This is a genomic window from Telluria sp. AZSoR62 (genome assembly GCF_058111565.1).
This window is the reverse complement of record NZ_JBYTST010000006.1, coordinates 254,172-267,639: the sequence shown is the minus strand read 5'-3', so window position 1 is coordinate 267,639 and position 13,468 is coordinate 254,172. Positions and strand designations below refer to the sequence as shown.

Here is a 13,468-nt window from a genome sequence, read left to right as displayed (position 1 = left end):
TTTTGGCCCCGTCATACACGCAAGGCCAGCCCGGTGTACCATGCCGGTGCGCTGTAACAACTCATCCGACACCATGCCTGAATCGCCTCGTTTCTCCCCCCGCAGCCTGCTGCACGCCTGCCTGCTGCTGTTCGCCGCACTGTTCATGCTCGGCTCCAGCGGCGTGCGCGCCGCCGACGATTTCCTCGACCCCGCCATCGCCTTCCGTTTCGACGCGCGCATGGCAGACGCGAAGACGGTCGAGGTGCGCTACCAGATCGCCGAGGGCTATTACATGTACCGCGAGCGCTTCGCCTTCCGCGCGATTGGCGCGACGCTGGGCACGCCCGAGATCCCGCCGGGGAAGGTGAAGTACGACGAGACCTTCCAGAAAGACGTCGAAACCTACAAGAACACGCTGGTCATCCGCATCCCGGTCGAGGGCAGCGGCCCCTTCACCTTGACGGCGACCAGCCAGGGCTGTGCCGATGCCGGCCTGTGCTATCCGCCGCAGGAGCATGCGGCCCAACTGGCCGCCGCCGGCGGCGCGCCTGCCCAACCTTCACTGCCGATCGGCGCGAATGCGCCACCGGCTACCGGCTCGCCCTTGTCGTCCCAGCCTGCCATGGACGCCGCGCCCGCGGCGCCTGTTGCCGCGCCGGCAGCGACGCCGGCCGCCGCGCAATCCCCATCGGAGCTGTCCAGCATCGCCGCGGTGCTCGGCGGCGGCAGCCTGCTGGCTATCGTCCCGGCCTTCATCCTGCTCGGCCTGGGCCTGGCCTTCACGCCCTGCGTGCTGCCGATGGTGCCGATCCTGTCCTCGATCATCGTGGGGGAGGGCAAGGACGTGCCCCGCTCGCGCGGCTTCATCCTGTCGGCGACCTATTCGCTGGGCATGGCCATCGTCTACACGGCGCTGGGCGTGGCGGCCGGGCTGGCCGGCGAGGGCCTGGCTGCGGCGTTGCAGAACCCGTGGGTGCTGGGCGCGTTTGCCTTGCTCATCGTGGCGATGTCGCTGTCGATGTTCGGTTTCTACGAGCTGCAGCTGCCGACCGCGCTGCAAAGCCGCCTGGCCTCGGCCTCCGGCCGCCAGTCCGGCGGCAAGCTGGCTGGCGTGTTCGCCATGGGCGCGATCTCGGCGCTGATCGTCGGCCCGTGCGTGGCGGCCCCGTTGGCCGGCGCCCTGGTGTACATCAGCCAGACGCGCGACGTGTTCATCGGCGGCGCGGCCCTGTTCGCGATGGCGGTCGGGATGAGCATCCCGCTGCTGCTGGTGGGCGTCTCGGCCGGGTCGCTGCTGCCGCGCGCCGGCGCCTGGATGGAATCGGTCAAGCGCCTGTTCGGCGTGCTGATGCTGGCCATGGCCTTGTGGCTGGTTTCGCCGGTACTGCCGCCCGTGGTGCAAATGCTGGGCTGGGCCGCGCTGCTGCTCGGTTATGGCTTCTACCTGCTGCGCAAACACCGTTATTGGGTCTCGATGGCGGCCGGCGCCGTGTTCGCGCTATTGGGGGCGATGCAGGTGGTGGGCGTAGCCAGCGGCGGGCGCGACGCACTGGCCCCCTTGGCGCACCTGAATGGCGGCGCGCACCAGGAACTGGTGTTCAAGCGCGTCAAGACCGTGGCGCAACTGGAAGCAGCCTTGGCCGCCACCGGCGGCAAGACCGCCATGCTCGATTTCTATGCCGACTGGTGCGTGTCCTGCAAGGAGATGGAAAAGCTGACCTTTGTCGATCCGGCGGTGCAGGCCAGGCTGGCCAATACGGTGCTGCTGCAGGTGGACGTGACGGCCAACGATGCGGACGACAAGGCGATGCTCAAGCGCTTCGGCCTGTTCGGGCCGCCCGGCATCATCCTGTTCGACGGCTCGGGCAAGGAGATTCCGGATAGCCGGGTCATCGGTTACCAGGATGCGAAGAAGTTCCTCGCGTCCCTGGCCAAGCTGCCGTGAGCTGACGAGCTGCCAAAGAAAAAGACGCCCGAGGGCGTCTTTTTTTACATCGATGGATCGGCTCAGCCGCGCATCATGCCGTGGCCGCCATGATGGCGCCCACCGCGGCGACCCTGCTTCTGCTCGTCGAACACCTTGCGCTGTTCCGGCGTGAGCGCTGCATACAGGCTGTTCAGGGCCGACAGGCGCGCTTCCATGCGGGCGATGCGCTGCTTCTGCATGGCGATGCGGCGTTCCATGCGCTGCGGCGCGGTGAGGGCGGCGCGCTGCTCGCGGGTCAAGCGCTGCTGCGCACGCTCGCCTTGCGGCGGCGTCATGCTGGCCACAAAGGCCTGCCACACCGGCTGCTGGGCCGGGCTCAGCTTCAGGGCTTCCTGCAGCCTGGCCTGGCGGGCCGCGCGCTGCTCGAGACGCTTGGCCTTGAACTCGGCCATTTTCGCCTGGCGCTGTTCCGGCGTCAGGTTGCGGAACTCGGCGCGCTGGGCCTGGCGTTCTTCCTTGGTCATAGCGTGGCCGTGGCGGCCGTCCTGCGGCGCCTGGGTCTGGGCCTGCACGCCGATCGAGGCGCCGGCGATACCGAGTGCTGCCAGCACGATCACGATGTTCTTGCCGATGGTCTTCATGTTGTTTCCTTGTGTGAGAGTCTGTCAGGTGTGCATCCGGCATCCGGACTGCTCGCTGCACGGTTCCCATGATGGACGGCATGTGTAACCGTGGGATTTCCCCTGTCCGGTTCTTTGTATCAATATGTTTCGGCGCTATCGGCATATACAAGCCGATACAAAACGGCTGTCCATCCTTGCCTTGAATCGGGATAATTGCGGTTATGGATAATCCTTCAACGATCTTGATCGTCGACGACGACCGCGACATCCGCACCCTGCTGGCCGACTACCTCGAGTCGAACGGCTATCGCACCCTGGCTGCCGCCGACGGCACCGGCATGTGGAAGTCGCTCGACGAGGCGCGCCCCGACCTGATCGTGCTCGACCTGAACATGCCGGGCGACGACGGGCTGACCCTGTGCCGCAAGCTGCGCGCCACCTCCAGCCTGCCCGTGATCATGCTCACCGCCCGCAACGAGCCGCTGGACCGCATCCTGGGCCTGGAGATGGGCGCCGACGACTACCTGCCCAAGCCTTTCGAGCCGCGCGAACTGCTGGCGCGCATCCGCAGCGTGCTGCGCCGCTCGCATGCGATGCCCTCGAACGCCCCGTCCGAGAACGTGCAGCAGATGCGCTTCTCGGGCTGGACCCTGGACCTGACCGCGCGCCACCTGCTCAACCCGCAGGGCATGGTGATCATGCTCTCGGGCGCCGAGTTCCGTTTGCTGCGCGTGTTCCTGGAACACCCGAACCGCGTGCTCAACCGCGACCAGCTGCTCAACCTCACCCAGGGCCGCGACGCCGACCCGTTCGACCGCTCGATCGACATCCAGATCAGCCGCCTGCGCCAGAAGCTGGGCGAGGACGCGCGCATGCCGCAGATTATCAAGACCGTGCGCAACGGCGGCTATGTGCTGGCCGGCCAGGTCACGGTGGAGCCGCCGGCGTGAAAGCCTTCTTCGGTTCGATGACCGGCCGCGTATTCGTCACGCTGCTGCTCGGCATCCTGATGTCGGCCACGCTGACCCAGCTGGTGGCCGACCTCGAGCGCCAGCGCGTCATCGAGCAGCAACGCGACCAGCACCTGCTGGAGCGCGCCGAACAGCTGGTGATGGCGACCGAGATCGTGCCGACGTCGGCGCGCTCGGTCTACCTGTCGGTGGCCAACCGTCCCGGCCTGCGCCTGGAAGTGGCCGAGCCCCAGCCGAAGACCGAGCCGCCGAGCTGGTTCGCGCGCTCGCTGGCGGCGCGCCTGGGCGAGGGCTACCGCATCACCTCGACCGGCCTGCGTCCGGCTTCGTGCGACATGCCGCACCAGCAAACCGTGCTGTACGGCCTGATCCGCACCCAGTGGAAGGGCGCCTGCGAAGCCCTGAACGTGCGCCTGCGCGACGGCGAAGAGCTGCGCCTGTCGGTGCTGCCGCCACGCTCGGCCTTCACGGGCCCGGAAACCGATTACCGCACCGTCATCAGCCTGTTTTTGGTCAGCATCGGCGCGCTGGCCTATCTGGTCGCGCGCATGACCACGCGTCCGCTCAAGGTGCTGGCGCGCGCCGCGCAAGACCTGGGGCAGGACATTAACCGCGCCCCGCTCGCGCTCACCGGCGCCAGCGAAATCCGCCAGGCCAGCGCCGCCTTCAATGCGATGCAGGCGCGCATCCGCCAGTACATCTTCCAGCGCACCCAGATGCTGGCGGCAATCACGCACGACCTGCAGACGCCGCTGACCCGCATGCGCCTGCGCCTGGAAAAGGTGCCGGACGTGGAACTGCAGCAGCGCCTGGTCGGCGACCTGTCGGCGATGCAGGAAATGGTGCGCGAAGGCCTGGTGCTGGCGCGCAGCATGGACACCACCGAGAACATGCACATGCTCGACCTGGACTCGCTGCTGGAAGCCGTGTGCGCCGACGCGGTCGACGCCGGCCAGCAGGTCGAGCTGAAGGGCCAGGCCGGGATCGCCATGCTGGGCCGGCCGATGGACCTGCGCCGCTGCCTGGGCAACCTGATCGACAACGCCGTGAAGTACGGCCGCAACGCGCGCGTCTGCGTCGAGCGCATGAACGGCGCGGCGCGCGTGCGCATCCGCGACAGCGGCCCGGGCATCCCGGCCGCCGAGATGGGCCGCGTGTTCGATCCGTTCTACCGCGTCGAGACCTCGCGTTCGCGCGAGTCGGGCGGCACCGGCCTGGGCCTGACGATCGCGCGCAACATCGCCGAGCAGCATGGCGGCAGCATCGCGCTGGCCAACCACCCGGAAGGCGGGCTGGAAGTCACGCTGGTGCTGCCCGAGTACTACCCCAACAAGTAGCGAAGCAGCATGAACCGGCTTTGCAGGGGAAAGCTGGTTGTAAAGACTTGCAAAGCCATGGCGCTTAAACAAGCCTGACATATGGGTATGCGAGAATGCAGCGCCGCCTTGCAAGCGCGCTGCATCCGCGCACCGGACCACACATCAAAGAAGCCGCAGGCACTGGCGGCAAGGGACGAACATGAACAAGAAAAATATCGGCATCACCGCGACCGTCGTGGCCCTGGCTGTTGCCGGCGCCTGGATCATGAACAAGGACGACGGCGCCCAGGCCGAAGGCGGCAAGGGACCGGGCGGCAAGGGCGGCCAGCCGCCGACCACCGTCAACGTGGTGGCGCCGCAGCGCCAGGACGTCGGCGTCGAGCTTTCCGCCAACGGCACCGTCACGCCGGTGCGCACGGTCGACCTGCATCCGCAGACCACCGCCACCATCCGCCAGGTGCATATCCGCGAAGGCCAGTTCGTCAAGGAAGGGCAGGTGATGTTCTCGCTGGACGACCGCGCCGACCGCGCCAACGTGGCGCGCGCCGAGGCGCAGGTGGCGCAGAACCGCGCGACCCTGGCCGACCTCGAGCGCCAGTACAAGCGCAGCCAGGACCTGGCCGCCCAGAACTTCATCGCCAAGAGCGCCGTCGATACGCTCAAGAGCCAGGTCGAGTCCGCACGTGCCGCCATGCAGAGCAATGCCGCAGCCGTGCGCGCCAGCCAGGTCAGCGCCAGCTACACCACCATCCGCGCGCCGATGTCGGGCCGGGTCGGCGCGATCGACGTCCATCCGGGCGCGCTGGTGCAGCCGACCACCTCGCTCACTACCGTCACCCAGCTCGACCCGATCGACGTCTCGTTCAACCTGCCGGAATCGGCGCTCGGTTCGGTGCTGGCCGCGCAGCGCGCCGGCAAGGTCGACGTGCAGGCCAGCACCGGGGGCGACGCCAGGCCCGTCATCGGCGAGCTCAGGTTCGTGGACAACGCGGTGGATCCGGCTGCCGGCACCATCCGCGTCAAGGCCCAGTTCCCGAACGCCCAGCAGAACCTGTGGCCGGGCCAGTACGTCACCACCCGCGTCACCGTCCAGACCATCCGCGACGCCGTGGTGATCCCGCAGAACGCCATCATCACGGGCACCTCCGGCACCTTCGTCTACGTGGTGGGCGAGGGCAACGAAGCGCGCCAGGTCAAGGTGGCGCGCCTGCACGGTTTTGGCGAGTATGCTGCCGTGACCGGCCTGGCCGGCACCGAGAAGGTCATCACGGAAGGCAAGCAGAACCTGCGTCCGGGCGGCAAGGTCCGCCAGGCCGGCGCGCCCGCCGGCGCCAGGCCCGGCGCTGGTCCGGCCGCCGGCGCACCGGCCACCGCCGCCACAACGAAGGGTGACAAGGCATGAACCTGTCCGAACTGTGTATCCGCCGTCCGGTGATGGTGGTGCTGATGTCGCTGGCCATGATCCTGGTCGGCGTGCTGGCCTACATGCACATCCCGGTCGCCGCGCTGCCGAGCTATAACACGCCGGTCATCAACGTCAACGCCAACCTCGCCGGCGCCAGCCCCGAGAACATGGCCTCGTCGGTCGCGCTGCCGCTGGAAAAGCAGTTCGCGACGATCGCCGGCATCAAGCTGATCAGCTCGACGAGCACCCAGGGCAATACCTCGCTGACGCTCGAGTTCGACGAATCGATCGACGTCAACCAGGCCGCCGTCGACGTCCAGGCCGCACTGCTGCAGGCCCAGCGCCAGCTGCCGCAGGAGATGACCGACCTGCCGTCCTACCGCAAGATCAACCCGGCCGACGCGCCGGTGCTGTTCATGCACATGACCTCGCCGTCGATGGACCTGTCCGAGCTGAACGACTACGCGGAAAACCTGGTCTCGCCAGCGATCTCGACCTTGCCGGGCATCGCCCAGGTGACGGTCAACGGCGGCAAGCGCTTCGCGGTGCGGGTGCGCGCCCGGCACGACCTGATGAGCGCGCGCGACATCTCGATGTCCGAACTGGCCACCGCGCTGCGCTCGGCCAATTCGATCACCCCGCTGGGCATCCTGGACGGACCCAGCCAGAGCCTGACCATCCAGGGCGGCGGCCAGCTGATGCGCGCCGCCGACTTCGCCGGCCTGATCGTCGCCACCCGCGACGGCCTGCCGGTGCGCCTGCGCGACATCGCCCAGGTCGAGGACAGCTACCAGTCGGTCAAGGCCATGGGCAGCCTGAATGGCGAGCGCTCGATCGTGCTGATGGTCCAGCGCCAGCCCAATGCCAATACCGTGCAGGTGGTCGACTCGGTGCGCGCGCTGATGCCGCGTTTCGAAGAGCAGCTGCCGCAGTCGATCAAGATCCATCTGGTCAACGACCGTTCCGATTCGATCCGCGAAGCGATCCACGACGTCAATCTCACGCTGGCCGGCACCGTGGTGCTGGTGATCCTGGTGATCTTCCTGTTCCTGCACCGCCTGACCGCCACCTTCATCCCGGCCGTCACCGTGCCGATTTCGCTGCTGGGTGCGCTCTCGCTGCTGTACGCCCTGGGCTACAGTTTGGATAACATCTCGCTGCTCGGCATCACGCTGGCCGTGGGCCTGGTGGTGGACGACGCCATCGTGGTGCTGGAAAACATCGTGCGCCACATGGAAATGGGCAAGAAGCCGATGCAGGCGGCGCTGGTCGGCTCGCGCGAGATGGGCTTTACCATCATTTCGATCTCGATCTCGCTGGTGGCCGTGTTCATCCCGATCTTCTTCATGCCGGGCGTGATCGGCCTGCTGTTCCGCGAATTCGCGGTGATCGTCGGCCTGGCCGTGCTGGTCTCGGCCGTGGTCTCGCTGACCCTGGTGCCGATGCTGTGCTCGCGCCTGATCAAGCACGGCGGCCATGTCGACCCGAAGGACATGTCCTGGGTCGGCCGCCGCTTCGAGGCCATGTTCACCAATGTCCGCGACGGCTACGGCCGCACCCTCGACATGGCGCTGCGCCACCGTTTCCTGGTGCTGATGCTGGCGCTGGGCACCTTCGTGCTGACCGCCGTGCTCTACGTCACCATGCCGAAAGGCTTCTTCCCTGAAGAAGACATCGGTCAGATCCGCGTGACCGTCGAAGCCTCGGAAGACACCTCTTCGCTGGCGCTGCAGAAGATCCAGGCGCAGGTGGTGGACATCGTGCGCGCCAACCCGCACGTCAAGGACGTGACCTCGTTCACGGGCGGCGGCAACAACGGCCGCATGTTCCTGGTGCTGAAACCGCGCAGCGAGCGTCCGCCGATGCCGGAAGTGGTCGATGCGATGCGCAAGGCCACGCGCCAGGTCGCCGGCGCGCAGGTCTTCCTGTCGCCGGTGCAGAACCTGCAGCTGGGCGGGCGCCAGTCCAAGAGCCGCTACCAGTACACGCTGCAGAGCGTGTCGGGCGGCGAGATCGGCGGCTGGTCCGAGCAGTTCCTCGAGCGCATGCGCGCCGACCAGCGTTTCCGCGACGTCACCAGCGACTCGCAGAACAAGGCGCTGCAGGCCACCATCGACATCGACCGCGACAAGGCCGCGCTGCTGGGCGTGGAAATGGCCGATATCCGCACGGTGCTGTACGCCTTGTTCGGCGAGCGCCAGGTCTCGACCATCTACTCGACCGCGGCCAGCTACTACGTGATCCTGGAAGCGGCCGAGGTCGACCGCTACTACGACGAAGCGCTGTCGCGGGTCTCGGTGCGCAGCAAGACCGGCGAGCTGGTCAAGCTGTCGAGCTTTGCCACCGTCAAGCGCACGGTCGGCCCGCTGGCAGTGAACCACCAGGGCCAGCTGCAGGCGATCACGCTCTCGTTCAACCTCGCTCCGGACGTGCCGCTGGGCGACGCCACCGCCGCCATCGAGCAGATGGGGCGCGACATGAAGCTGCCGGCCTCAGTCATCACCAACTACGGCGGCGACGCCGCGGTGTTCAAGGACACCCAGTCGAGCCAGCTGATCCTGATCATCGCCGCCATCGGCGTGATCTACGTGCTGCTGGGCGTGCTCTACGAGAGCTACATCCACCCGCTGACCATCCTGGCCGGCCTGCCGTCTGCGGCGGTGGGCGCGCTGCTGACGCTGTGGATCTTCGACATGGACCTGACCCTGATCGCCATGATCGGCATCCTGATGCTGATCGGTATCGTGAAGAAGAACGCGATCATGATGATCGACTTCGCCCTCGACGCCCAGCGCAACGGGGGCATGAGCCCGCAGGATGCGATCCGCGAGGCCTGCATCCTGCGCTTCCGCCCGATCCTGATGACCACGCTCGCGGCCATGATGGGCGCGCTGCCGATTGCGCTGGGCATCGGCGCCGGCGCCGAGCTGCGCCAGCCGCTCGGCCTGGCGGTGGTGGGTGGCCTGATCTTCTCGCAGGTCATCACCCTGTACATCACTCCGGTGATCTACTTGTACCTCGACAAGTACAGCGGTACCGGCCCGATGACGGACAAGCAACTGACCAAGCTGGAAGCGGCGCACGACGCGGTGCCGGACCCGGCCCACGGCCCTGCGCACAAGCCGGCACACTGAGGCGAAACTTAAACACGACCGGCAGGGCGGTTTCCCCTGCCGGTTCGGGCCTTATTGAAACATCTTGTAACATCCGTCCATCCCTGCGCCGGGTAAGCTGTACAGGCGCCGAGGGTGCAACAGATGCGCCACTGCCGCAAAACGGTTAGACTGCGGCTCTTGTGTTGCCCTCATTTTGTCTCGAAACAGACGCCGTCCCAGGAAACCGTTCGACCTTGCGTGACCATTCCCACATCTACGACGAGCACAGCGACGTGTGCGCCCACTGCGGCCAGACGCTGCCCGGGCGCACCGTGCTCACGTACGGCCGCCAGGGTCCGAACCGTCCGGCGCTGGCGGCGGCGATCCTGCTGCACCTGCTGCTGGTGGCGGTGTGGCTGTTCCAGCCCGAACAGGACGAGAAGCAGGCCAAGCCGGCGTCCGGCAACGAGGGCGAGGTCGTCTATGTCGCTCCCTTGAAGCAGCCGGCCAAGCCGGCGCCGCGCGAGCAGGCGCCGAAGATCGTGCCGAAGCTCAAGCCGGCCCCCAAGCCGCGCCAGGAGCGCATCGAGATCGCCCGCCTGCCCGACACCATCACCACCCCGCCCGAGGAACCCGTCGAGCAGCCCAAGCCGCAACCGAAGTTCGACGCCGAGCAGCCGGTGGACATGCAGGCCTTCATGGAAGCGCGCCGCCGCCAGCGCGGCGCTCCGACCGGCAGCGACCAGCCGGCCGAGGAAAGCGAAGCCGCACGCGGCACCCGCAACGCGCTGGCCAATATCGCCGCCATCAACGGCCGCGGCCGCGAAGACCGCAATGAGAGCGGCGGCGTGTTCTCGGTCACGAACAAGACCTTCCACAGCATGGACCTGAAGTTCCGCGGCTGGAACCCCAATTTCAAGCGGCGCTGGCTGACGCAAGTGACGGTGGAGCAGGGCAGCGAGCCGGACATCGAGGTGGCCGTGGTCAAGAAGATGATCGAACTGATCCGCAAGGAAAAGACCGGCGACTTCGAATGGGATTCGCACCGGCTGGGACGCATCGTCAAGCTCAGCGCACGGCCGCAGGATACGGACCAGCTGATGACCTTCCTGTTCAAGGAAATGTTCCCGGAATATAAGCCGCCGCAGCAGTGGCGCTAGCATCCCGCCTGGTGGCGTATCCCGGTGTGATTATCTGAAAGTTTTTTGGCAAATCCAGTCGATATACTGCTTCCGCCCGTTTGATTGGCTGAAGCACCAGCGAAGATCCTCTGCCAGCGGCTGTTCCTGGCCGTCGGACCGAGCGCTGGCCTATAACGTTCTGGATATCCCATGTTTGTCTATCTTCATCACTCACCCAGTCCCAGCGTCGATCGCAAGCTGCTGATCAACGGACAGGACATCAGTTTTTTTATCAGCTCGATCAGGAATTTCGCCGACTTCCGGACCAATGCGGCTGGCGACGAATGGTCGCTCGAGTTTTTCAAGGACTCCGGGTTTCCGGTATCGATGGGGGTATCGCTTCGCACGGCGCAGGCACCGCCATCGTTTTGCTCGAGCCGGGCAGCCTGGTTCGACAACAAGGGCAATTCGGGAAATGATGCTGCCATGGTGCCTGCTGCGTCGCAGTTCATCCGCAATTCGAACACCTTGTCGCCCGCCCAGCTGATGCCGTTGACAAGCAATCGTTCCTTGTTGATGGACCGGGACGCCTGTGCCTATTTTTCGAACGACCACGATCAGTTTCTGCGCATCGTCATCTGCCTCGCGCTTGCCAATGCCTATTCACAGGTCATGAGCAAGTGTATCAGGGAGCTGACCGAGCACCTGCGTGCGAGCGACAACGAGCGTACGCTGGCTTTGTACGAACGTATCCTGAAATTCAACGCGGGCGATTATTTTTCCTTGCCTGTGCAGCTGAGTCGGCATGAACTGTCCGCCGCATGGGAGCGCATTTCCGGGCATTTCCGTCTCGACCATCTCAACCGGGAACTGACTGAGCAGCTGTCCCAGGTCGCCGTATTGCTGCGCAACCAGATGGATAAGGATCAGGCCGAGCGCGATAAAGAACGTCTGGCGGAAGAACAAAAAATGGAAGCGCGCCAGCAGCAACAGCAGCACCGGCTGTCGCAGCGCGTGACCCGATATGGCCTGATCATTGCGGTGCTGTCGCTGCTGCAGCTCATCCAGCTGACCCCGCAGCACTTCAAGGACGCCTATCGTAACTGGGGGCCGACGCCGGCAGTCGCGGAAGGAGAAGCTGCCTCCCGCTAAGAGGAGGTTTGAAATCTGGCCGGCGCGGGAATGCGCCGGCGCGAGGTATCAGGCGCGCGCCTTCAGTAGCCGCGCGATCTCCAGCGCGAAATAGGTCAGCACCCCATCGGCTCCCGCGCGCTTGAAGGCCATCATGGCTTCCATCATGACCTTGTCGTGGTCGAGCCAGCCGTTTTGCGCCGCCGCCTTGATCATCGCGTACTCGCCGCTGACCTGGTAGGCAAAGGTCGGCACCTTGAACTCGTCCTTCACGCGGCGCACCACGTCCAGGTAGGGCATGCCGGGTTTGACCATCACCATGTCGGCGCCCTCGGCGATGTCCAGCGCTACTTCGCGCAGGGCTTCGTCGCTGTTGGCCGGGTCCATCTGGTAGGTGTTCTTGTCGGCCTTGCCCAGGTTGGCGGCCGAACCGACGGCATCGCGGAAGGGGCCGTAGAAGCTCGAGGCATACTTGGCCGAATAGGCCATGATGCGGGTGTGGATGTGGCCATTCGCTTCCAGCGCGCCGCGGATGGCGCCGATGCGGCCGTCCATCATGTCCGAGGGCGCCACCATGTCCACACCGGCTTCGGCCTGGGCCAGCGACTGCTTGATCAGCATCTCGATCGTCTTCTCGTTGACGATATAGCCGTTTTCGTCCGGCAGGCCGTCCTGGCCGTGGGTCGTGTACGGGTCCAGCGCCACGTCGGTCATCAGGCCCAGTTCCGGGAAGCGGCGCTTGAGTTCGCGCACCGCGCGCGGCACCAGGCCGTCCGGGTTGGTCGCCTCGATGCCGTCATAGGTCTTGAGCGACGCATCCACCACCGGGAACAGGGCCATCACCGGGATGCCCAGCGCCACGCATTCCTCGGCCATCTTCAGCAGCAGGTCGACCGAGACCCGCTCCACGCCCGGCATCGACGCCACCTGCTGGCGCTGGTTCGCGCCTTCGAGGATGAAGACCGGATAGATCAGGTCCGAGGCGGTCACGACGTTTTCGCGCATCAGGGCGCGCGAGAACGGGTCGCGGCGCATGCGGCGCATGCGGGCTGCAGGGTAGGTGGCGGGGGTGATGATGGTCATGGTCGTGTTCGTGGTGGCTAAACTTGTTCCGAATCCGAATCGTCGTCCGTGCGTGGGGCGCCGTCGTCCTGGGCTTGTTCCTCGCCTTCGCCATCCTCGGCGAATTCCTCCTCGCGGTCGAGCCCGATCAGTTCCTGGATCTTGGCGTCGGCTTCTTCGATGCCGATGCGCTTGAGGGCCGAGAACAGCTGCACCGTGAACGGGAAGCCCTGGCCTTCTTCATCGACATAGCTCTCGAGGATCTGGCGCGACTGGCGCAGGATGTTCGCTTTTTCGTTCTGGTTGAGCTTGTCGGCCTTGGTCAGGATGCAGTGGATCGGCTTGCCGGTCGGGGCGAACCATTCGAGCATTTGCGTGTCGAGATCGGTGAACGGACGGCGCGAGTCCATGATCAGCACCAGCGCGGCCAATTGCTCGCGGCGTTGGACGTAGTCGCCCAGCAGCTTCTGCCAGTGCAGCTTGGCCGTGCCGGATACTTCCGCATAGCCATAGCCGGGCAGGTCGACCAGCAGGGCGCGGATCTCGTCGACGATGGTCGGGTCCTTGCGGTGCTGGCCCACGTGGGCGCCGCCGATCGAGAAATAATTGATGTGCTGGGTGCGGCCCGGCGTCTTGGACGCAAAGGCCAGGCCCTTTTGATTGGTGAGAATATTGATCGCCGTGGATTTGCCCGCATTCGAGCGCCCGGCGAAGGCAATCTCCGGCACCTGGGTGTCGGGCAGATCGCGCAGCTGATTAACGGTCGTGAAGAACCGGGCTTGCCATAGTTTGGACATGCGAATTAAGCGTGGGGAAAGGTTTAAGTGACAAC

Annotated in this window: 10 protein-coding genes; 7 read left to right on the top strand and 3 right to left on the bottom strand. The window is 65.9% G+C overall.

The window, feature by feature from the left end:
• Window positions 1-73 precede the first annotated feature (73 nt).
• Window positions 74-1,927, top strand: a complete 1,854-nt coding sequence (dsbD, locus tag AC3XQU_RS12090; protein WP_489874414.1) for a protein-disulfide reductase DsbD — start codon at window positions 74-76, stop codon at window positions 1,925-1,927.
• 62 nt (window positions 1,928-1,989) lie between these two features.
• Here the strand turns inward: dsbD and AC3XQU_RS12085 are convergent, their stop codons facing one another.
• Complete coding sequence (locus AC3XQU_RS12085) at window positions 1,990-2,550, bottom strand: Spy/CpxP family protein refolding chaperone (RefSeq protein WP_489874413.1); 561 nt, start codon at window positions 2,548-2,550, stop codon at window positions 1,990-1,992.
• A 203-nt stretch (window positions 2,551-2,753) separates the two neighbouring features.
• Between AC3XQU_RS12085 and AC3XQU_RS12080 the strand changes: the two genes are divergently transcribed.
• The 6 genes from AC3XQU_RS12080 (at window position 2,754) to AC3XQU_RS12055 (ending at window position 11,595) form a co-directional block, all read left to right on the top strand.
• A complete protein-coding gene (locus AC3XQU_RS12080; RefSeq protein WP_489874412.1) occupies window positions 2,754-3,482 on the top strand; it encodes a response regulator in 729 nt (242 codons plus the stop codon).
• Window positions 3,479-4,840 carry an ATP-binding protein gene (locus AC3XQU_RS12075; RefSeq protein WP_489874411.1) on the top strand — a complete coding sequence of 454 codons (1,362 nt, stop codon included), beginning with the start codon at window positions 3,479-3,481 and terminating at the stop codon, window positions 4,838-4,840. The genes AC3XQU_RS12080 and AC3XQU_RS12075 overlap by 4 nt, the downstream gene beginning before the upstream one ends.
• Window positions 4,841-5,021: 181 nt before the next feature.
• Window positions 5,022-6,224, top strand: a complete 1,203-nt coding sequence (locus AC3XQU_RS12070; protein ID WP_489874410.1) for an efflux RND transporter periplasmic adaptor subunit — start codon at window positions 5,022-5,024, stop codon at window positions 6,222-6,224.
• Window positions 6,221-9,361 carry an efflux RND transporter permease subunit gene (locus AC3XQU_RS12065; RefSeq protein WP_489874409.1) on the top strand — a complete coding sequence of 1,047 codons (3,141 nt, stop codon included), beginning with the start codon at window positions 6,221-6,223 and terminating at the stop codon, window positions 9,359-9,361. The genes AC3XQU_RS12070 and AC3XQU_RS12065 overlap by 4 nt, the downstream gene beginning before the upstream one ends.
• 215 nt (window positions 9,362-9,576) lie before the next feature.
• Complete coding sequence (locus tag AC3XQU_RS12060) at window positions 9,577-10,482, top strand: hypothetical protein (RefSeq protein WP_489874408.1); 906 nt, start codon at window positions 9,577-9,579, stop codon at window positions 10,480-10,482.
• 171 nt (window positions 10,483-10,653) lie between these two features.
• On the top strand, window positions 10,654-11,595 hold the full coding sequence (locus AC3XQU_RS12055; RefSeq protein ID WP_489874407.1) for a hypothetical protein: 942 nt from the start codon (window positions 10,654-10,656) through the stop codon (window positions 11,593-11,595).
• Between the two features lie 48 nt (window positions 11,596-11,643).
• Here the strand turns inward: AC3XQU_RS12055 and hemB are convergent, their stop codons facing one another.
• Complete coding sequence (gene hemB, locus AC3XQU_RS12050) at window positions 11,644-12,657, bottom strand: porphobilinogen synthase (protein ID WP_489874406.1); 1,014 nt, start codon at window positions 12,655-12,657, stop codon at window positions 11,644-11,646.
• A gap of 17 nt (window positions 12,658-12,674) precedes the next feature.
• Complete coding sequence (yihA, locus tag AC3XQU_RS12045; RefSeq protein ID WP_489874405.1) at window positions 12,675-13,433, bottom strand: ribosome biogenesis GTP-binding protein YihA/YsxC; 759 nt, start codon at window positions 13,431-13,433, stop codon at window positions 12,675-12,677.
• Between the last annotated feature and the right edge of the window lie 35 nt (window positions 13,434-13,468).